The sequence below is a fragment of the Serratia sp. ASV30 genome (assembly GCF_016428815.1).
GTDB lineage: Bacteria > Pseudomonadota > Gammaproteobacteria > Enterobacterales > Enterobacteriaceae > Chania > Chania fonticola_C.
Map to the genome: position 1 here is coordinate 1 of NZ_JAELTL010000027.1, position 19,824 is coordinate 19,824.

The following is a 19,824-nucleotide window of genomic DNA, read 5'->3' on the forward strand; positions in this document are numbered from 1 at the left end:
CGACATCAAACTTGAGTTTGGCGATATCAACGCCGACAGGGGTTCTGCGCATGATGGCACTCCATAAACATGTCTGTAATTTATCGCCGGACCATCCTTATATGTGGGTGCTCATAGGCACAGGATATCGTTCGGTCTAGAAGGCGACAGGGAAATAGACAGCCGGGGCACAATCTCTCCCGCGGGCTCAGAGGCACAAGGGCTAGGGGGAGCTCACCGGCTATCTCCCGATGATCAGTCGGGGATCTTCTCCGCTAAGGCGGAGAAGATCAAGACATAAGGGTTAGGGTGAGGGGCCATTGCTTGCGGCTTAAAAAATAGTGATATCCGCCACGGAAGGGAAGATATGGCTCGGGCGGAATGGCATGGATTCAACATCGTTCAGCGTTGAGACGCCAGACAGCACCAGCACGGTTTCCAGCCCGGCCTGGAAGCCTGCCAGAATATCGGTGCGCAGGTTGTCCCCGATAATGACCGTCTCTTCCGAATGTCCCTGCATCTTGTTCAGTGCGGCGCGGATAATCCACGGGCTAGGCTTGCCGACATAAAACGGCTTACGGCCGGTGATCTTCTCGATCGGCGCACACAGAGCCCCACAAGCCGGTGTGAAACCGTGGCCATGGGTATCCGGGTTAGTGGCTATAAACCGTGCCCCGTTGTTCACGAAGAAGGCCGCTTTATGCATCATGTCCCAGTTGTAGGAACGGGTCTCACCCACGATCACGAAATCCGGGTTGATATCGGTGATGGTAAAGCCGGCTTTGTAGAGTTCGTGGATCAGTGCGCCTTCGCCCACCACATAGGCTTTTTTACCTTCCTGGCGGCGCAGGAAATCGGCCGTCGCCATCGCTGAGGTATAAAACGCGCTTTCTGGCACGTCCAGGCCAGCGGCGGCAAAGCGGTTGGCCAGATCCTGGGCGGTTTGCGAAGGGTAGTTGGTTAGCACCACCAACGGCATCCCTTGTTCCTGAATACGGGCCAGGAACAGATCGGCTCCAGGGATCGGGGTATTGTCATGCAGCAGCACGCCGTCGATGTCACATATCACGTTTTTGATAGTCATTGTTGCTGGTCTCATGATAAACGGCAGGGCAAAAAGCCAGAAGTGCATCCCTGCCAAACAGGCAGTTTAACTTTCTAGCAGCCGTTGGAGAAGTACACCGTTGAGCATTGCCCGTTTCGCCAGGGCAAAAGCACCGATCGCTGAACGGTGATTGAGTTCGGAAGTGACCACGGGCAGGTTTCTGCGGAAATCCTTCAGCACCTGGGTGTTGATGCAGCTTTGGATGGCGGGTAACAACACTTTGTCCGCTTCGGTGATTTCACCGGCGATCACCACTTTTTGTGGGTTGAACAGGTTGATAGCGATGGCTACCGCCTTGCCCAGATAGCGGCCAACGTGTTCGATCACTTCGCTGGCCAGCAAATCTCCGCGATTGGCGGCTTTGCAGATGGCGGCGATGCTACAGTCGTCCAGCGTCATTTTGCTTGGGTAGCCCTGAGTCAGCAGGTGGCGTACGCGCTGTTCGATAGCTGCGTTGGCCGCCACGGTTTCCAGACAGCCGAAGTTACCGCAGTGGCAGCGTTCGCCGAGGGGATCGATTTGAATATGACCAATCTCCCCCACGTTGCCGTTATTACCGAGGAAGATTTTGCCGTTGACGATGATCCCGGCGCCGGTGCCCCGGTGCAGGCGCACCAGAATGGAGTCTTCACAATCCCGGGTAGCCCCGAAGTAGTGCTCCGCCAAGGCCAGGCTGCGGATATCGTGGCCGACAAAACTGGTGACGTTGAAGCGTTGCTGAAGATGATCGACCAACGCCCAGTTATCGACGTTGATGTGCGGCATATAGCGCACTACACCTAAAGCCGGATCGACCAGGCCAGGCAGGATCACGGCAATGGCGATCAGTTCGCGCAGTTTGCGTTGGTAACTTTCGATAAACTGCGCAATGGCGTTGAGCAGTGCGTTTTCCAGTGTCTCCTGGGTGCGTTCCGGCAGAGGGTAGTGCTCCTCTCCGAGCGACTTACCGCCCATATCGTACAGGGTGATAGTGGCATCATGGCGGCCCAGGCGGACGGCAACGGTGTGGAAATTGCGGGTTTCACTGACAATGGAAATGGCACGGCGGCCACCGGTGGAGGCTTGCTGATCGACCTCTTTGATCAGCCCGCGCTCCAACAGTTGGCGAGTAATCTTAGTGACGCTGGCGGGGGCAAGCTGACTGAGTTCGGCAATCTGAATGCGCGAGATCGGGCCTTGCTGGTCGATCAGGCGATACACTGCTGCGCCGTTAAGTTGCTTAACTAAGTCAACATTCCCTATTTGTGCTTGTCCGCCAGTGCTCATCAATAATTCTACTCGCTGTTCATGGATTAAACCTCGTTGCCGTTAACGAGGGTCTTGGTGATTTGGTAATCACGGGTAAAGGCGGTCAGGTTGGCGACCTTGCCGGCTTCGATGGTGCCTAAACGCTGTTCGACACCGATAGCGCGAGCCGGATAGAGCGTCGCCATGCGCAGCGCTTCGTCCAGTGCGATACCAACATGCTCTACGCTGTTTTGCACCGCTTCGATCATGGTCAGTGCGGAGCCGCTCAGAGTGCCGTTTTCGTCAACACACAGGCCGTCACGATAATAAATGGTTTTACCCGCGAAAATAAACTGATCGATATCCGCGCCTGCTGGTGCAGTAGCATCGGTGACCAGCACCAATTTATCACCTTTTACCCGCTTGGCGTTACGGATACTCGCCCAGGCCACGTGGTGCCCATCGGCAATGATGCCGGTATACACTTCTGGCGTGTCGAAGATCGCGCCCATCAGGCCCGGTTCGCGGCCGCTGATGTACGGCATGGCATTGTACAGATGGGTGGCGAAGGTTATGCCTGCGGCGAAACCCACGCGTGCCTGATCGTAAGTGGCGTTGGAGTGGCCAGCGGACACCACGATACCGGCGTCGCTCAGCTGTTTGATAAAGTGAGGTTCCACCATTTCTGGCGCCAGGGTCACTTTGCTGATCACGTCGGCGTTGGCACACAGGTAGTCGATCATCTCGCTGGTAGGCTTGCGGATAAACGCCGGGTTGTGGGTGCCTTTCTTCTCCAGGCTCAGGTACGGCCCTTCCAGATGCAGGCCAAGGGCCTGATTGGGATGGTTCTTCAGATAAGCGCGCATCACGTTGATGCCGTGCTTCATATAATCGTCGCTGCAGGTGATCAGCGTTGGCAGATAGCTGGTACAGCCGGATTTCTCGTTGGCGCGCTGCATGATTTCCAGCGTGGTTTCCGAGATGGCTTCCAGTGAGTCGTTAAATTGCACGCCGCCGCAGCCGTTAAGCTGCACGTCGATAAAACCGGGGGCTAGGATGGCGCCACCCAGATCGCGCGTTTCGATGCCTGCTGGCAATTCGGCCAGTGGGCAGACTCGTTCAATCAGGCCATCAGCAATCACTACCGCATGGTCATCAAGCACGTCATGGCCGGTAAAAATCCGGCATTGGGTTAAAGCGAACATGTAGCCCCCTGCAAAAAATTAAAGACTATTAACGCTTTCCGCTTCCAACTCGCGGAAATACTTAACGGTTTTCACCTTCAGTTCCATGGTGGACGGTTCGTCACAAACCACCACGGCTTTGGCATGCAGCTGCAGGCAGCTAATGGTCCACAGGTGGTTGATGCTGCCTTCCACTGCGGCTTCCAGCGCCTGTGCCTTGCCACGGCCGGTGACCAGGATCATCACTTCTTCCGCATCGAGCAGGGTGCCTACGCCGACGGTCAGAGCATATTTTGGCACCTGGCTTACGTCACCGTCGAAGAAGCGGGAGTTGGCGATGCGGGTTTCTTCGGTCAGCGTTTTGATACGGGTGCGTGAAGCCAGGGAAGACGCTGGTTCGTTGAACGCAATGTGGCCATCGAAGCCTACGCCGCCCATGAACAGGTTAACTTTGCCGTAGGATTTCATTTTGGCTTCGTACTGACGGCATTCTTCATCAACGTCTGCTGCGTTACCGTTCAGCAGGTTGATATTTTCACGTGGGATATCAACGTGGTCGAAGAAGTTGCGGTACATGAAGGTGTGGTAGCTTTCCGGGTGTTCCTGCGGCAGGCCAACATATTCATCCATGTTGAAGGTCACGACGTGCTTGAAGCTGACTTCACCGGCTTTGTGCATCGCGATCAGGTGTTTGTAGGCTTCCAGCGGGGTGCCACCGGTTGGCAGGCCAAGGACGAACGGGCGTTCTGCGGTCGGTTTGAAGGCGTTGATACGCTGAACGATATGGCGTGCGGCCCATTTGCCGACTTGAGTAGTGTCTTGTAGTGGGATAAGTCTCATCGTACACCTCTAGGTAGAATAAACTGTGTCTATACTGGTACGGGCAACAACCGTAGCTTAAAGCGTAACTCAGCTTTGTGAAGCTGGTATTCGGGATTACTGTCCGTTGATTTTTTGAATGATAAAATAAGTTTTGTGCGATGGCTAGCAATGTGGCAGTTTAACACTACTTTTTGGTGACATTTGTCACAAAAAAGGAGGTTTTAATTTGCGATACGAAATAATTTTTTTACACTCCGCATGAGTGATACGTGCCAAGCGTTATTTCTAAAAAGGTAGTGAGTTATCTCAATAAACTGCCAATAGGGTCCGGCATCGGACGAATAGGGGGAAAAGGTGAACATTCTTAGTTATTTACAAAAGGTGGGTCGGGCCTTGATGGTTCCGGTAGCCACACTGCCTGCCGCGGCCATCCTGATGGGCGTCGGCTACTGGATTGACCCGGTTAGCTGGGGTGGGGACAATGCTCTGGCAGCCTTGTTCATCAAATCCGGTTCGGCCATTATCGATCATATGTCGGTCCTGTTCGCCATTGGTGTGGCTTACGGTATGTCCAAAGACAAAGACGGTGCTGCTGCACTGACCGGTTTTGTCGGCTTCCTGGTAGTGACCACGCTGTGTTCACCTGCCGCCGTGTCCATGATTCAGAAGATCCCTCTCGATCAGGTTCCAGCCGCCTTTGGCAAAATTGAGAACCAGTTCGTGGGTATCCTGGTGGGTATCATTTCTGCCGAAGTCTACAACCGTTTCAGCGGTGTTGAACTGCCGAAAGCGCTGTCGTTCTTCAGCGGCCGTCGTCTGGTGCCAATCCTGATCTCCTTCCTGATGATCCTGGTTGCCTTCATCCTGATGTACATCTGGCCGGTGGTTTTCAACGGTCTGGTCAGCTTCGGTGAGCACATCCAAAAACTCGGCTCTGCCGGTGCCGGTATCTACGCCTTCTTCAACCGTCTGTTAATTCCGGTCGGTCTGCACCATGCGCTGAACTCGGTATTCTGGTTTGACGTTGCCGGTATTAACGATATTCCTAACTTCCTGGGTGGCGCGCAGTCTATTGAAGCGGGTAAAGCCACTGTCGGTATCACCGGTCGTTACCAGGCAGGCTTCTTCCCAATCATGATGTTCGGTCTGCCGGGTGCAGCACTGGCCATCTACCACTGCGCACGTCCTGAGAACAAAGCGAAAGTGCTGGGTATCATGATGGCGGGGGCGTTCGCTGCCTTCTTCACCGGGATCACCGAGCCGCTGGAATTCTCCTTCATGTTCGTTGCTCCAGTGCTGTATGTGATCCATGCCGTTCTGACCGGTATCTCCGTGTTCATCGCAGCCAGCATGCAGTGGATTGCCGGTTTTGGCTTCAGTGCCGGTCTGGTGGATATGGCGTTGTCAACGCGTAACCCACTGGCGACCCACTGGTACATGCTCATCCCGCAAGGCCTGGTGTTCTTCGCTATCTACTACGTGGTCTTCCGCTTCACCATCAAAAAATTCAACCTGATGACCCCAGGCCGTGAACTGGCCGTTGCCGGTGACGAAACCGACGGTTATGACGTGGATACCGCTGCGGGTAAGAACGAAGATGAAACCACTACCCTGGCTCGTCGCTATGTGAGTGCCATCGGGGGGTCTGACAACCTGACCGGGATCGATGCCTGTATCACCCGTCTGCGTCTGAACGTCAAAGATTCTGCGTTGGTGAACGATGCTCTGGCTAAACGCCTGGGTGCTTCTGGCGTGATCCGTCTGAACAAGCAAAGCGTGCAGGTAATCGTCGGGACTCGTGCCGAACTGATTGCCAGTGCGATGACCAAAGTGGTTGCAGCAGGCCAGGTAGCGGCAGCCTCTGCTCCAGCCGCCGCAGCCGCTGCGGCAGAAGTTAAACCGCAGGCTGTACCTAACGCTACTAAAACCGTGTTGGAAGCGCTGGTGGCGCCGGTAACCGGTGAAGTGGTTGCTCTGGATCAGGTGCCGGACGAAGCCTTCGCCAGCAAAGCGGTCGGTGACGGTGTGGCCATTCGCCCAACCGATAAAACCGTCGTGGCGCCAGCTGATGGCACCGTGGTGAAGATCTTCAACACCAATCACGCTTTCTGCCTGGAAACAGACAAGGGCGCGGAGATCGTCGTGCACATGGGTATCGACACCGTGGCGCTGAACGGTCAGGGCTTCAAACGCCTGGTGGAAGAGGGTGCTGAGGTGAAAGCAGGCCAGCCTATCCTGGAAATGGATCTGGAATACCTGAACGCCAATGCGCGCTCGATGATCAGCCCGGTAGTGGTCAGCAATGCTGATGACTATGCTGGCCTGACGGCGCTAGCAACCGGCAATGTGGTTGCTGGCCAGACCAAGCTGTTCGAGATCCAGAAATAAGTTGGGTTTAACCCTGGCTTCGCCCGGGCGTTAAACGGGCGGTAAGCAGTATCAGCGGGAAAAGAGCGATCTTTTCCCGCTTTTTTTGTTTTTGCACCATGGGAACTTGACGAATAACGGTTGTTTCTGGGCGCGGCTTATTGGAACATAGAAGGTTATATGTGTAGCGCTTTGCATTTGAGGAATAGTGACATGAGTGAGGCAGAAGCCCGCCCAACCAATTTTATCCGTCAGATCATTGATGAAGATCTGGCATCAGGGAAGCATACGTCGGTTCATACACGTTTCCCACCGGAGCCTAATGGCTATCTGCATATCGGCCATGCCAAGTCCATTTGCCTGAACTTTGGTATCGCCAAGGATTATCAGGGCCAATGTAACCTGCGCTTCGATGACACCAACCCGGTAAAAGAAGACATCGAATTTGTCGACTCCATCAAGCACGATGTGGAGTGGTTAGGCTTTACCTGGAGCGGCGACGTTCGTTATTCCTCGGACTATTTCGATCAACTGCACCAGTATGCGGTTGAGCTGATCAACAAAGGCCTGGCTTATGTTGACGAGCTTTCTCCCGAGCAGATCCGTGAATATCGTGGCTCGTTGACGGCTCCGGGCAAAGACAGCCCATACCGTACCCGCACGGTTGAAGAGAACCTGACGCTGTTTGAGAAGATGCGTAACGGCGAGTTTGCCGAAGGCACCGCTTGCCTGCGCGCCAAAATCGATATGGCCTCGCCGTTTATCGTGATGCGCGATCCGGTGATCTACCGCATCAAGTTTGCGGAACACCATCAGACCGGCAACAAATGGTGCATCTACCCGATGTACGATTTCACCCACTGCATTTCCGATGCGCTGGAAGGGATCACCCATTCGCTGTGTACTCTGGAGTTCCAGGATAACCGCCGTCTGTACGATTGGGTGCTGGATAACATCACCATCCCTTGCCATCCGCGTCAGTACGAGTTCTCACGCCTGAATCTCGAATACGCCATCATGTCCAAGCGCAAGCTGAGCCAGCTGGTGACCGAGAAGATCGTTGAAGGTTGGGATGACCCACGTATGCCAACCGTTTCCGGCCTGCGTCGTCGTGGCTATACGGCCGCCTCCATTCGCGAGTTCTGCCAGCGTATCGGCGTCACCAAACAGGACAATAACGTCGAGATGATGGCGCTGGAGTCCTGTATTCGTGACGATCTGAATGAGCACGCACCGCGCGCCATGGCCGTGCTGGATCCGGTGAAGGTGATCATCGAGAACATGTCGCAAGACGTGGAAATGGTGACCATGCCTAACCACCCGAATCAGCCGGAAATGGGCAGCCGTGAAGTGCCATTCAGCCGCGAAGTGTATATCGATCGTGCAGACTTCCGTGAAGAAGCCAACAAGCAGTACAAACGCCTGGTGCTGGGCAAAGAAGTGCGCCTGCGTAATGCGTATGTGATCAAGGCTGAGCGCGTAGAGAAGGATGCAGAGGGTGAAATTACCACCATTTTCTGCACCTACGATCCAGATACGCTGAGCAAAGATCCTGCCGATGGCCGCAAGGTGAAAGGCGTGATCCACTGGGTGTCTGCGGCACACGCCTTACCGGCAGAAATTCGCCTGTACGATCGTCTGTTCAGCGTGGCTAACCCGGCGGCGGCTGAGGACTTCCTCGCCACCATCAACCCGGAATCGCTGATTATCAAGCAAGGCTTTGTCGAGCCAAGCCTGGCGGCTGCCCAGCCGGAGAAAGCCTACCAGTTTGAGCGTGAAGGCTATTTCTGCGCCGACAGCCGCTATTCTACGGCCGATCGCTTGGTGTTTAACCGCACCGTAGGCCTGCGTGATACCTGGGCCAAGATTGGTGCTTAAGCTTAGCCAAGCCTAGCGCGTTTCTTTGTCTGTTTGTCTCTTGATCGGATCTTCTGGTCAAGAGACATCTCCAGCTTTACTCTGAATCCTCCCTTCATGCCGTTTCCCTTTCCGCTTACTGCCCCTGATTGTGATCATTTGGCCTGCGTTCTTTTAACTGCAACTCTATGCCCATAGTGAAATTGTGGTAATAAACTCGCCGGATTTATCTGAATCGCACTTAATATTGCGTAAATTTTGAGTCGTTCATCTTGGCTTATTCCTATTACTAAATATCGAAATAACGGAAGGTTGCGACCACTTATACTTATATTTTCTCGCTCTGCGTATTAGCCACAAATTTATTGATCTGAGTTAGTTGTTCGGCTATTCTTGCCGAAAATACAGGATGGTAAATAATAAAAGTCAGCATGCTTTAATAAAGGCATAGTTTATTGTGCCTTTATACTAAGCATGGTTTTTTTCTATCAAGATAGATAATCCCAAGGCTGATTTATACTCACTATATAAGGATTATGTTGTGAAAAAGCTTACTGTTTCTCAAGCAAACTCAATCGTCGGTGGTACCTGCAAAACCTGTTCTACCAAATATGTCGCCTCTGGTTTCAAGTGCAATATGGTAACGACCTGCACCGATAAAACCGGTAAAGTCATCAGCCAGGACTCTAAGCCTACCGCTTTGGCCAATTGCGGTATCATTGAGAAGTAATACTGAGTAACGGTGTCCAGTTGTCCCTGTCCTTACTACCCTTGAAAAGATGGTTATTGAGCCAGAGTCACGCTCAAGCCTGTGTCCAGTAAGGGCGGGTAAGCATGGATCATTATTCGGCGTTTATTTCAGTGCTGATGCGATTTTTTCGTGTCAGCCTGTTTTGCAACGATAAAGCTAATTGCCTGGTACTTTTAGGACGCGTTTTTCATGTTCAGAACCCCTCTGTTTATTACGCTGTATACGTTAGTGGTTATTATTGTTTCATCACTCATGACGACAGCCTATTTTCACTATTTTGTATTGAACACCAATGACGAACAGCAAAGTCTGGCCGCTTTCGATAATAACAATGTTAACAATAGTCCGATCGAAGAAGGCAATACCCTTATCGAACTCTTCTCTTATGGTTGCCATTACTGCGCCCTGAATGAAGAAAACATAGATAAGCTGGAAGCGCGGATGCCTGCCGGGAGCAAGTTGATCCGTTTGCATATCAATAATGAGCAGATGAATGGTTTGGCCAGTTTTTCCTCATTGTTTGCGACGTTAACGGTGATGGGCATTGAACCGCTGCACCGTCAGAGCGCCTACGACGCGATTATCCGTGACAAGATCGATCTGAGTAACCCTAAAAGTCGTGATATCTGGCTTCAGGAACAAAACATCGATCTCGCGGAGTACACCCGTGTTAGCCAGACCCCGCAGGTTAAAGCTTTGCTGAGCTATATGACCGATGTCACCCGCTATTACAACATCGACGCCACGCCGAGCTTTATCGTCAACAGGAAATGGCTGGCATTGCAGGATCGTGAGTTCCCCGAGTTTGCTGACCACTTGCTGTCGTTGTTACAGCATGACAAACCGCTGGAGCCCTAATGCGTTTCTTTGCTGTGTGGGCCTATCTGGCATGGCGAAATAGCCTGGCAACGCTGATGCGTAGTATGGCGCCCTTGCGCAAAGCACAGAGAAGTGTCGCCTGTTGGCTATTGCAGCACGGTGATTATCGTTGGTTTCTTGTGCTGGCGGCGTGGGGCAGAAGGTTTCGGCTAGGCGACCGAGGGGAGCGCAGGCGTGCTTTTGTGGCCGCCGCCAATAAGCAGTGCTTGCTTGGTGATGGCCGTAAATTGGACTTTGCTGGCTTGAGCTATCGCCGGCGGCTATTGGATCTGGCTGCTACCTATGGGCAAAACCCACAGATACAGGCTCAGATGGAGCGTTGTAAAGCGCAGTTGAATGCCGTGGTGGAGCCTTTGCATCAAGCCGGTTCGCCGGTGGTGCTGGCTCCGTTGCATATGGTTTCCGATGTGTTGGCTGGAATGGTTGGGGGAGCGGCTTTCCCAGGTCAGGCAACGGTGATCGTTTCCAGCAGTGTCGAAATCTATCAGGAAAAAGTCCGCCAGCTAGGGAAGGTCAATCTTTCATATTGTTCTATCCATGACGATAGCCGGGAAATTGCCGGCAACCTGATGGCGGCGATCATGGAGGCAGCGGATCATCGGCGGAACATCATGATCTTCCCTGATATCACCCCCGATTACACCGTAAATACCAATACAGCAGCAACGGCAAAACTACATTGTCGGCTTTTCGATCGCCCAGCCAATTTGCACAGCGGAGTGATACGTATTGCCCGGGCGTTATCGGCACAGGTGGTTTTTTATTACCTGTATTACGACCAGGAACTAAAAATCCATATCGAGCCGCCGGTGCAGGCTCGCAGCCTGAAAGCCAGGCTGCCGGAAATCATTGAAACGTCGATAGCCCGGCATCCTGAAGACTGGCTGTTATGGCACGCGCATTCGTTATTTTTTATCAATGAATAATCTGGAAATTGAAGAAGTCAGATCATGGAAAAGATAATCCCGACGCAGGTTTTTCAAGGTGAAACCAATGAATGTGGGTTGGCCTGCATCGCCATGCTGGCGCAGACGCAGGGCATCGATGCCCCGCTGGAGAACTTGCGTGAACGCTATCCTGCGTCGCAGCACGGCACCTCGTTGACCACGTTATGTACCATTCTCTCTGAGCTGGCCATACCCGCTTACCCGGTGATTTTCGATCATGGTGAGCTGGCGGAGCTGCCGCTGCCTGCCATTTTACACTATGGTGCCAGCCACTATGTGCTGTTGGCGTACCGCCAGGGCAACTATGTTTGCGTGATGAACCCGGCGATAGGTCAGCAGCTGTTGCCCATCGATGCATTAAAATTGGAAATCAGCGGCTACGCGCTGGTGCTGGACAGTGAAAGCCAACCCGCTTCACAGGCAAAGGCGGATAAAAAGCGCGGAACGGGTTTCAAAGCCTTGGAGTGCATGAGCCTGAAAGAGACTGCCAGGATGCCGGGTATCTATCGGCTGATGGTGCTGGCCTTTCTGATTTCCTTAACCCTGTTCATCATGCCGACGATGGTGGGCAGCGCCATCAATCAGGTTTACTCCTCGGCGGGTGACGCCGACTTTCCGTATTTCTATTTCCTGCTGGCATTTTTTGTTTCTACCCTACTGGCCTTCGCCGTGCGTTGGGTCACGGAGCGGTTTATCAAACGTTTTGTGGTGGTCAACAGCGTAGCCGGTTTCTCGCGGTTACTCAGTAATTCGCTCAACTTCTTTGCCAAACGTGCACCGGGCGACGTGTTCAGCCGCTTTTCCAACTGGCAGTTGGCGTCTGGCATCAAGATCGAGCTGGATAACGGCCTGCGTACCGATTGGATTATCGGCGCTATCGCGTTAGGCGTCATGTGTTACATGAGCCCGCTGCTGGCGATGGTCTCTGGCGTTGGCGTTACGCTAATGGGATTGATCAGCATCTGGGCCATCTACCGCGATCGCTATTATACCCAGCAGTTGCAGGTAAAAACGGCGGAGCAAAGCGACTTTATTCTGGAAAGCATTCAGGGTTTTTCCACCATCAAATCCGCCGGGCTGGATAGCCAGCGCAAAAGCGTGTTTGCCCGCTACGCGCTATCCCTGTTTACCTGCCAGCAGCAGCAGAGGATCTATGAACAGGTCAAAAGCAGCCTGTATCAGCTGATCGGCAGCCTGGAGATGGTGTTTTTCATGCTGCTGGCGTTGCCATTGTTGAAAAAGGGTGTCCTGACGTTGGGGGAGTTTTTCGCCTACAGTTTTGTGCGGGAGATTTTCACCTCGTATATCACCAAAATATTCTACGCCATTTTGCAGAAGAACCAGCTGCACGTCATCGATACCCGTGCGCGGGATCTGTTTCCTTCCAGCTCTGAACTTGAAGCGGCGCCTAAGACGCTCCCGCAGTTCAGCTCTCGGTTGAGTTTTCGCCATATTGTCTTTGCCTATGATGCCCAACTGCCGGTGCTGCATGATTTGTCGATATCGCTGCAACCCGGCCAACGGATTGCCATTGTCGGCGAGTCGGGGACGGGCAAAAGCACGCTGCTGAAAGTGATGACCGGCCTGATGGCTCCACAGCAAGGTGAGGTGGTAGTCGATGGTCAGCCGGTCGATTATCGGCAGATACACACCTTGTTCTTCCTGCAAAGTCAGGAAGATATTCTGTTCAATGCCTCGGTGCTAGAGAACATCACGCTGTTTGATGAGAACGTGGATGAGCACCGACACCAGCGGATTAAGCGTTCCCTTGAGGGGCTGAATCTGCACTCGGTCGTAGAAAAACTGCCGGGTGGCCTTAATGCCCTGATCCGTGAAAGCCATGCCGGATTGTCCCTGGGGCAGCGCCAACGCCTGTTATTGGCACGGGCAATGTACAGTAACTGCCCGGTGCTGGTGCTGGATGAACCCACGGCCAACCTGGATGAAAATACGGCGCATCAGGTGATGACGACCTTGCTGGCCCATTGCCGTGAACAGCACAAAACGCTGATCACCGTGACACACAGCGAAAGCGTGCTGTCGATGTTTGATCGGGTTTATCGCATGGACAATGGGGGTATGAAGCAGGTTGATACCCTGTTCGCACCGCAACCAGACCTGACAGCGGCAGCATACTCATGAAGATTAAAATGACAGGGAAGAAGGTGCTGATGGCTGTACTTGCATTGGCCGCAGTGAGCGGTGCGGTTGTCTGGTATGCCATGACGCCAACATCAGATGGCGCCCTCAATACTGTCGAAATTACCCGCGGTGATATTGAGAAAACGGTGCTGGCTACCGGGGTACTTAAACCGTTGCTGCAAGTCAGCGTCGGGGCGCAGGTCAACGGACAACTGCAAAAGCTGTATGTGAAACAGGGGGATCGCGTCACTCGCGGGCAACTGTTGGCAGAAATTGATCCCACGTTGCAGCAGAATGCGCTGCGGAAATCGGAAGCGGCATTACAAAGCGCTCAGGCGCAGAAACAGGTCACTCAGGCGATGCTCAAACAGTATCAGCAGGAACTGACCCGGCAGCGCAGAATGGATCGCGAAGGTTCCGGCATAAAGAGTGAGTTGCAGAAAGCCCAGGCCCAGCTCCAGACGCAGGTCGCCCAGCTAAAGGTGAATGATGCCCAAATCGTTCAGGCGCAGATGGAGCTGGAAACGGCCCGCGCCAACCTGGGCTTTACCCGAATTGTCGCGCCGATAGATGGTGAAGTGTTGGGGATTGTCACCAAAGAAGGGCAAACCATTGTCTCTTCTCAAACCGTACCCACTATTTTGGTATTGGCGGATGTCGACACCATGTCAGTGCATACCCGCATATCAGAAACGGACATCCTCAAGGTTCGCGTTGGGCAGCCACTGTGGTTTTACGTGGTTGCCGATCCGAAAAAGCGCTATGAGAGTGTGATGGGCTCGATCCAGGATGCGCCTGGGGAGGCCTTGTTGGACGACAACCTTGCGACTTCCTCCAGCCAACAAGCCTCTGCGGTGTATTACAACGGCGTATTTGTGATCGCCAACGCCCAGCGTTTGCTACGAACCTCAATGACTGCCCAAGTGTTTATCATCACCGAACAGGCCAGGAATATCCTGCGTGTGCCGGTTGCCGCCTTTGGCGCACAGCGGGATGCTGACCGCTATCAGGTGCAGGTGATGAATGGCAAGCAGCTTGAGCTACGCTGGGTCCGTATTGGGCTTAATGACCGGCAGTTTGCCGAAGTCAAAGAAGGGCTCAACGAGGGAGATCGCGTGGTGCTGAGCTCCTCGGTGCCGGGAAGCGATCATCATGGCTGAACATAGTGATCCTTTGATCGCCCTGAGTGGCGTCTCCCGACATTTCGTGTCCGGATTGCAGACGGTAGCGGTGTTGAAATCTATCTCACTCACTATTCAGCGGGGAGAAATGGTGGCGATCATTGGCGCTTCCGGATCGGGGAAATCCACGCTGATGAATATTATCGGCTGCCTGGATAAGCCGACGCAGGGGGAGATGTCCATCAAGGGAATTTCCACCCCAGAGGCCAGTAGCGAACAGTTGGCTCAATTACGCAGCCAGTACATTGGGTTTATTTTCCAGCGCTATCATCTGATGCCGTACCTCAGCGCCGCTGAAAACGTCGCCATTCCGGCTCTGTATACGGCAATGCCGACGGCTGAGCGTCAGCAACGGGCCGAGTATTTACTGACCCGGCTTGGGTTGCAGCAGCGTATCCATTACAAACCGGCCCAGCTTTCCGGTGGGCAGCAACAGCGGGTCAGTATCGCCCGGGCACTGATGAACGGGGCGGAAATCATTCTGGCTGACGAACCGACGGGAGCGCTCGATCGTGCCAGTGGCCAGGAGCTAATGGGGATCCTGCACGCACTGCACCAGGCAGGACACACTTTGATTATCGTGACCCACGATCGTGATATCGCCAATCAGGCACAGCGCATCATTGAAATCAGCGACGGTGAGATTATTTCCGACCAGGCCAACTATGCCGTCGCGCCGTTGGAGACCCCGCCAGCGCTGCCGGTTGCTGTGGCTACTGGCCGCACAAGGTTTTGGCAAAGCGTGAAAGAGGCCGTCAAGATGGCCTGGCGGGCCTTGTTAGGGCACCGCGCCCGGGCCTTTTTGTCGATGCTGGGTATCATCATCGGTATCTCTTCGGTGGTGTCATCCATGGCAGTCGGGGAAGGGGCTAGGCAAAGTATTCTGAATGAAATCAGCCAGCTGGGCACCAGTACGCTGGAGATACGGCCGGGACTAGGCTGGGATAATCTCCGTCCCGATTTTGCGCGGGCGCTCACGGTGTCCGATGTCGAACTGCTGGCGGAGCAACCTTATGTCGATAGCGTATCACCAGTGGTCAGCAATACGGTAAAAGCGGTACGTGGAGGCAAGCAGGCCATGGTGTCGATTTCTGGCATCAGCAACGCGTATTTTCGCGTGCAGGGCCTGCATTTCCTCTCCGGCAACGGCTTTACCGGGCGTGATCTGGACGAGCGTGAACCGGTGGTGATCATCGATCCAGAACTGCGCACCACGCTGTTTGAGCCAGATGAGCTGCCCGAGGGGGAGATCATCCAGTTGGCGGGTACGCCTTACCGGGTGATCGGTATTGCCGAGCGCAAAGGTGGCAAGTTCAGCGGCATGATGCTTGGGGCGTGGATGCCTTACACCGCGTTGCTGGAACGAATGTCCGGCAATATGCCGATTGAATCGATAACCTTGCGGGTCAACGACGGTATTTCATTGCGTGATGTGCAAGGCCGTGTAGAAGCATTATTGGAGCAGGCGCATGGCCAGCGTGACTTTTTCACCCAGACCAATGACCAGATGACGCAGGCCATCCGTAAGGCGTCGGATTCCATGACGCTGCTAATCACCGCCATCGCCGGAATTTCCCTGCTGGTGGGGGGCGTTGGCGTGATGAATATCATGCTGGTATCGGTGACTGAACGAACCCATGAGATCGGCATCCGCCTGTCGGTTGGGGCGCGCCCTGCGGATATTATGCGCCAGTTCCTGATCGAAGCGATGGTGATCTGCTCGCTGGGTGGGCTGATTGGCATTATTGGTGCCGGGCTGGCCGGGGTGATTTTCTCCTGGGTAACGCAGGAGTTTTCCATGATCTTTACCTGGCCACCGATGGTGCTGGCCTGCGGGTTCTCGGCGCTGATCGGCCTGGGGTTTGGCTTTTTCCCTGCGCGAAATGCAGCGCGTCTTCACCCTACGGAGGCGCTGGCACGCGAATGATGATGGGTAAACTTTCCTGGACACTGTTATTCCCTTTATTGCTCACGGGATGTGGCTCATTAGTCAAAAGCGACTATCAGCAGCCCATGCTTTCTGTGCCCTCCGAATGGCGGCAGCAGGAGAGCGGGGCAGGTTATTTACAGCACGGCCAACGCTGGTGGGACAGCTTTGACGATCCACAACTCTCGACACTGATTGGTCGGGTGCTGACCAGTAACAACGATCTGGCGATTGCCGGATTGCAGCTACAGCAGGCGCGGCTGGCTGCGGGGTTAACGGATACCAACCTGACACCGGACGTGGCGGCTAGCGGCGGTGCAAGCAATGAAAAAAATCTGCGCAGCAATACCACCCCGACGGAGTCTTACCGCACCTCGCTGGATCTGAGCTATGAATTGGATTTGTGGGGCAAGCTGGCGCGGGCCAGAGAGCAGGCTCAGTGGCAGGTTGAGGCCTCGGAGCAGGATCGGCAAAACACCGCGTTGATATTGATCGGTGATACCGCGCGCTATTACTGGCAGATCGCCAGCTTCAATCAGCAGATCACGCAGCAGCAGACCGGGCTGGCAATCAGTAAGCAGACGCTCGACATGGTGCAGTCCCGCTTCGCAGCAGGCACGGCTGGGCAACTTGATGTATTGCAGGCGCAGCAATCGGTGATTGAGCGTGAAAACCGGCTGCGTCTGTTGCAACAACAGCGCGAGGAGGCCCGCAACGCGTTGGCCATCCTGTTCAACCGCTCGCCCACCGATCGTCAGGTAGAGCGATCTTCTCTGGACACCCACCAGGATGTACCGATAGCCAAGATGCTGCCGGTTGAGGTTATCGCCCGCCGCCCGGATGTGAAAGCGGCGGAAAGCCAGCTGCGCGCGGCGTTGGCGGGTTCGGATGTGGCTCGCCTGAGTTTTTATCCGACGCTTTCGCTGAGTGCGTCACTCGGGGCTGCCAGTAATGTTTTCCAGCAGTGGTTCAGCAACCCGGCCAGAACATTGGGCGCTAACGCTGCCTTACCGTTTGTGGAATGGAACACCGTACAACTCACCATCGAAAAGTCGGATCTGGATGTCAAGCAAGCGGCGATTGTGTTTCGTCGCACGGTCTACAGTGCCTTGTCCGATGTGGATAACGCCATGACGCAGCGGCTTGGCTATCAGCAGCAAAGGAAAAACCAGCAGCAGAATCTGCAGCTAGGCCAGCAGCGTTTAGCGCTGGCGACTAGCCAATACCAGGCGGGAGCCGTTTCTTTCCAGACTCTGCTGGATGCAGAAGATGCCCTGCTGACCATTGAAAATAATCTGGCGGATCTGCAGTACAGCTACCTCAATGCCACCATGAAACTCTGGCTGGCACTGGGCGGTGGTGTGGCAAAAGAAGATGACAGGGAAAGGAGAAATCATGAATAAAGGTTCAATGCCGCGCCGAGTGGTGGTCACCGGTTACGGGGCGGTGACGCCGCTGGGAATGAATGCAACGCAAAGCTGGGCGGCAATCATGGATTATCAGCTAGGTTACCGTTATTACGATAAATCCAGCGTGGGGATCAAGTCGCGTTTTCTGGGGCTGATCGACGAGGAGCCAAGCTTGAAAGGGGTTCCTGCGGCGATCCGTCGTCGCCTGCCGCGTTTTGCCCGGCTGGTGTTGGCCGCGGCCCGTGAGGCGATGGGCATGGCGTTTCAGGGCGACAGCCCGGCGGCCTATTACGATCTGCTGGAGTGCGGCACGATTATGGGCAGCGGCTGGGCGGGGCAGGATGAAACTCATATGAATTATGAAGGCTATCTGCGCACGGGATTGGGGTCACCTTTTGGCTGTTTCCTGTCGATGCCGAATGCGGCTACGGCGGCGTGCAGCCTGTTCTGGGGCCTGCGCGGTTATCAAAACAGCCCGATTGCGGCCTGTGCGACCGGGACGATCGCCATCGGTGATGCTTTTGAGGTGATCCGCAGTGGTCGCGCCTCCATGATGCTTGCCGGAGCCGGGGAGTCGCTGCGTACCGATGCCGCAGTGTGGAACATCGATATCCTTCGAGCGTTGGCGAGCGAGCAGGAAGATATCCGCAAGGCCTGCTGCCCGTTCAGCCTGGATCGCAACGGCTTTGTGCTGTCAGAAGGGGCGGCCGTTTTGTGCCTGGAAGAACGAGAAGCCGCGCTGGCTCGCGGGGCAACTATCCTTGGCGAGATCAAAGGCTATGGTAATTATTCCGATGCCGTCGATTTTACTGCCCCGGCCGAAGACAAGCTTGCGCGGGTCAAGACTATCGCGCGAGCATTGGATCAGGCGGGATTGGTGGCGGCTGATATCGACTATATCAATGCGCATGGCACCTCGACGCCGCTCAACGATCTGAATGAAACACAGGCCATCAAACTGGCCTTCGGTGAAGCCGCTTTTAGCACACCGCTTTCCAGCACCAAATCTTATTCCGGGCATCTTATTGCGGCGGCGGGCAGCTTTGAATCCATTATTTGCCTGCAAGCCATGCAACATCAGATGATGCCCGCGACCTGCCACCTGACGAATGCCGATCCACAATGCGATCTGGATTACATCGGTGAGGGGCATCGCTCCGCAGCGTTACAAAACACGCTGAATCTGAGCTTCGGATTTGGCGGAGCCAATGCGGCCTTGGTGATTGGGCTGGCATGAGTATGGATCTCACTTACACCGTGCAAGATGCTGAAGCCTGGGCAGCATTTTCTGGCGATTACAATCCGATCCATTTTGACCTGCAACAGGCGCACAAAATCGGTGTGGCGCAACTGAGCGTGCATGGGATGCGTGCGATGCTGGATATGAAACGCCACCTGAGCACAGCCCTGTTGGCTACAGCGCCGGATCAGGATGGCTGTACCTTCCGCGCACGTTTGCGCCAGCCAGTGCTGTGCCAGACGTCATATCAGTTGCAGATAGCCAGCAAGGGAAGCTCGGTGACCGGTGCACTGCTGGACAGTACCACGCAGGAACGCTGTTTTAGCAGTACGTTGACTTCGGCCCCACTTTTGCCATCAAGTGCTGGCGTGAAGGAACACTCGCTGACGGCGGCTGAAGTGATGACACTGGCCCGCCGGTTTCCAGGAGAGGTTTATGATATCACTCAGACTTGGGGATTCCTGGATGCGTTGTTATTTCAGCTGTTGGTGCAATCCCCGGCAACGCTGGTGACGCTGAGCGCAGCGTTTCCCGAATTGGCTGCCGAGACGCTGATCGACGTGTTCGCGCAGATCCCGGTGGTGCAGACACACCATGAAACCCACTTCAGCGCCCAACTTTTTACCCCCGATCCCCATTTTCACCTTGCAGAGCGGCTGTACTACCAGATTTCGCCAATGTTGATCATGGGGGATAAACACAGCGGCCTGGTATTACGGGCGGAGATCCAGGCTAACACGCTGTCGCAGCCGCTGATAACAACGGCAGTCACTTTGAAAACCTGGCCGTTGGTCAGTGAATAACATA

15 protein-coding genes are annotated in these 19,824 nt (G+C 54.5%); 11 read left to right on the forward strand and 4 right to left on the reverse strand.

All coding sequences use genetic code 11. The features are described 5' to 3' along the window. Positions 1–310: 310 nt before the first annotated feature. The 4 genes from JHD74_RS13590 to nagB all read right to left on the reverse strand — a co-directional run bounded on the left by JHD74_RS13590 (position 311) and on the right by nagB (position 4,335). The gene (locus JHD74_RS13590; protein ID WP_199062887.1) at positions 311–1,063 is read right to left on the reverse strand and encodes an HAD-IIA family hydrolase; all 753 of its coding nucleotides are present in this window, start codon (positions 1,061–1,063) and stop codon (positions 311–313) included. A 66-nt stretch (positions 1,064–1,129) separates the two neighbouring features. Further along, positions 1,130–2,350, reverse strand: coding sequence for an N-acetylglucosamine repressor (locus JHD74_RS13595; protein WP_024529305.1), 1,221 nt, complete (start codon positions 2,348–2,350; stop codon positions 1,130–1,132). Positions 2,351–2,376: 26 nt separating this feature from the next. Then, positions 2,377–3,516, reverse strand: a complete 1,140-nt coding sequence (gene nagA / locus JHD74_RS13600; RefSeq protein WP_021805318.1) for an N-acetylglucosamine-6-phosphate deacetylase — start codon at positions 3,514–3,516, stop codon at positions 2,377–2,379. A gap of 18 nt (positions 3,517–3,534) precedes the next feature. After that, positions 3,535–4,335 carry a glucosamine-6-phosphate deaminase gene (gene nagB / locus JHD74_RS13605; RefSeq protein ID WP_024529306.1) on the reverse strand — a complete coding sequence of 267 codons (801 nt, stop codon included), beginning with the start codon at positions 4,333–4,335 and terminating at the stop codon, positions 3,535–3,537. A 336-nt stretch (positions 4,336–4,671) separates the two neighbouring features. On the opposite strand from nagB, the gene nagE reads away from it, so the two are divergent. The 11 genes from nagE to JHD74_RS13660 all read left to right on the forward strand — a co-directional run bounded on the left by nagE (position 4,672) and on the right by JHD74_RS13660 (position 19,820). After that, the gene (gene nagE / locus JHD74_RS13610) at positions 4,672–6,705 is read left to right on the forward strand and encodes an N-acetylglucosamine-specific PTS transporter subunit IIBC (RefSeq protein WP_199062888.1); all 2,034 of its coding nucleotides are present in this window, start codon (positions 4,672–4,674) and stop codon (positions 6,703–6,705) included. A gap of 192 nt (positions 6,706–6,897) precedes the next feature. Continuing rightward, positions 6,898–8,562, forward strand: a complete 1,665-nt coding sequence (glnS, locus tag JHD74_RS13615; protein WP_199062889.1) for a glutamine--tRNA ligase — start codon at positions 6,898–6,900, stop codon at positions 8,560–8,562. A gap of 520 nt (positions 8,563–9,082) precedes the next feature. After that, a complete protein-coding gene (locus JHD74_RS13620) occupies positions 9,083–9,271 on the forward strand; it encodes a DUF4762 family protein (protein WP_024529309.1) in 189 nt (62 codons plus the stop codon). A 210-nt stretch (positions 9,272–9,481) separates the two neighbouring features. After that, positions 9,482–10,150 (forward strand): thioredoxin domain-containing protein, encoded by a 669-nt coding sequence (locus tag JHD74_RS13625; RefSeq protein ID WP_199062890.1) that lies wholly within the window; start codon positions 9,482–9,484, stop codon positions 10,148–10,150. Next, positions 10,150–11,097 carry an ABC transporter gene (locus tag JHD74_RS13630; RefSeq protein WP_199062891.1) on the forward strand — a complete coding sequence of 316 codons (948 nt, stop codon included), beginning with the start codon at positions 10,150–10,152 and terminating at the stop codon, positions 11,095–11,097. Before JHD74_RS13625 ends, JHD74_RS13630 begins: the two co-directional genes overlap by 1 nt. A 24-nt stretch (positions 11,098–11,121) precedes the next feature. Continuing rightward, complete coding sequence (locus JHD74_RS13635; RefSeq protein ID WP_199062892.1) at positions 11,122–13,260, forward strand: peptidase domain-containing ABC transporter; 2,139 nt, start codon at positions 11,122–11,124, stop codon at positions 13,258–13,260. Next, positions 13,257–14,420 (forward strand): efflux RND transporter periplasmic adaptor subunit, encoded by a 1,164-nt coding sequence (locus JHD74_RS13640; protein ID WP_199062893.1) that lies wholly within the window; start codon positions 13,257–13,259, stop codon positions 14,418–14,420. The genes JHD74_RS13635 and JHD74_RS13640 overlap by 4 nt, the downstream gene beginning before the upstream one ends. Then, positions 14,413–16,368, forward strand: a complete 1,956-nt coding sequence (locus tag JHD74_RS13645; protein WP_199062894.1) for an ABC transporter permease — start codon at positions 14,413–14,415, stop codon at positions 16,366–16,368. Before JHD74_RS13640 ends, JHD74_RS13645 begins: the two co-directional genes overlap by 8 nt. Beyond that, on the forward strand, positions 16,368–17,771 hold the full coding sequence (locus JHD74_RS13650) for an efflux transporter outer membrane subunit (protein ID WP_199062905.1): 1,404 nt from the start codon (positions 16,368–16,370) through the stop codon (positions 17,769–17,771). Before JHD74_RS13645 ends, JHD74_RS13650 begins: the two co-directional genes overlap by 1 nt. After that, positions 17,764–19,014: a beta-ketoacyl-[acyl-carrier-protein] synthase family protein gene (locus JHD74_RS13655; protein WP_199062895.1), complete on the forward strand. Its 1,251-nt coding sequence runs from the start codon at positions 17,764–17,766 to the stop codon at positions 19,012–19,014. The genes JHD74_RS13650 and JHD74_RS13655 overlap by 8 nt, the downstream gene beginning before the upstream one ends. Further along, on the forward strand, positions 19,011–19,820 hold the full coding sequence (locus JHD74_RS13660; RefSeq protein WP_370592642.1) for a MaoC/PaaZ C-terminal domain-containing protein: 810 nt from the start codon (positions 19,011–19,013) through the stop codon (positions 19,818–19,820). The genes JHD74_RS13655 and JHD74_RS13660 overlap by 4 nt, the downstream gene beginning before the upstream one ends. The last annotated feature ends 4 nt before the right edge of the window (positions 19,821–19,824 follow it).

Coding starts and splice junctions, on each gene's coding strand:
- nagA (WP_021805318.1), bottom strand. CDS start 3,516: ATGTTCGCTTTAACCCAATGCCGGATTTTTACCGGCCATGACGTGCTT.
- JHD74_RS13640 (WP_199062893.1), top strand. CDS start 13,257: ATGAAGATTAAAATGACAGGGAAGAAGGTGCTGATGGCTGTACTTGCA.
- JHD74_RS13635 (WP_199062892.1), top strand. CDS start 11,122: ATGGAAAAGATAATCCCGACGCAGGTTTTTCAAGGTGAAACCAATGAA.
- nagB (WP_024529306.1), bottom strand. CDS start 4,335: ATGAGACTTATCCCACTACAAGACACTACTCAAGTCGGCAAATGGGCC.
- JHD74_RS13595 (WP_024529305.1), bottom strand. CDS start 2,350: ATGAGCACTGGCGGACAAGCACAAATAGGGAATGTTGACTTAGTTAAG.
- JHD74_RS13655 (WP_199062895.1), top strand. CDS start 17,764: ATGAATAAAGGTTCAATGCCGCGCCGAGTGGTGGTCACCGGTTACGGG.
- JHD74_RS13590 (WP_199062887.1), bottom strand. CDS start 1,063: ATGACTATCAAAAACGTGATATGTGACATCGACGGCGTGCTGCTGCAT.
- JHD74_RS13625 (WP_199062890.1), top strand. CDS start 9,482: ATGTTCAGAACCCCTCTGTTTATTACGCTGTATACGTTAGTGGTTATT.
- JHD74_RS13645 (WP_199062894.1), top strand. CDS start 14,413: ATGGCTGAACATAGTGATCCTTTGATCGCCCTGAGTGGCGTCTCCCGA.
- JHD74_RS13660 (WP_370592642.1), top strand. CDS start 19,011: ATGAGTATGGATCTCACTTACACCGTGCAAGATGCTGAAGCCTGGGCA.
- JHD74_RS13650 (WP_199062905.1), top strand. CDS start 16,368: ATGATGGGTAAACTTTCCTGGACACTGTTATTCCCTTTATTGCTCACG.
- JHD74_RS13630 (WP_199062891.1), top strand. CDS start 10,150: ATGCGTTTCTTTGCTGTGTGGGCCTATCTGGCATGGCGAAATAGCCTG.
- glnS (WP_199062889.1), top strand. CDS start 6,898: ATGAGTGAGGCAGAAGCCCGCCCAACCAATTTTATCCGTCAGATCATT.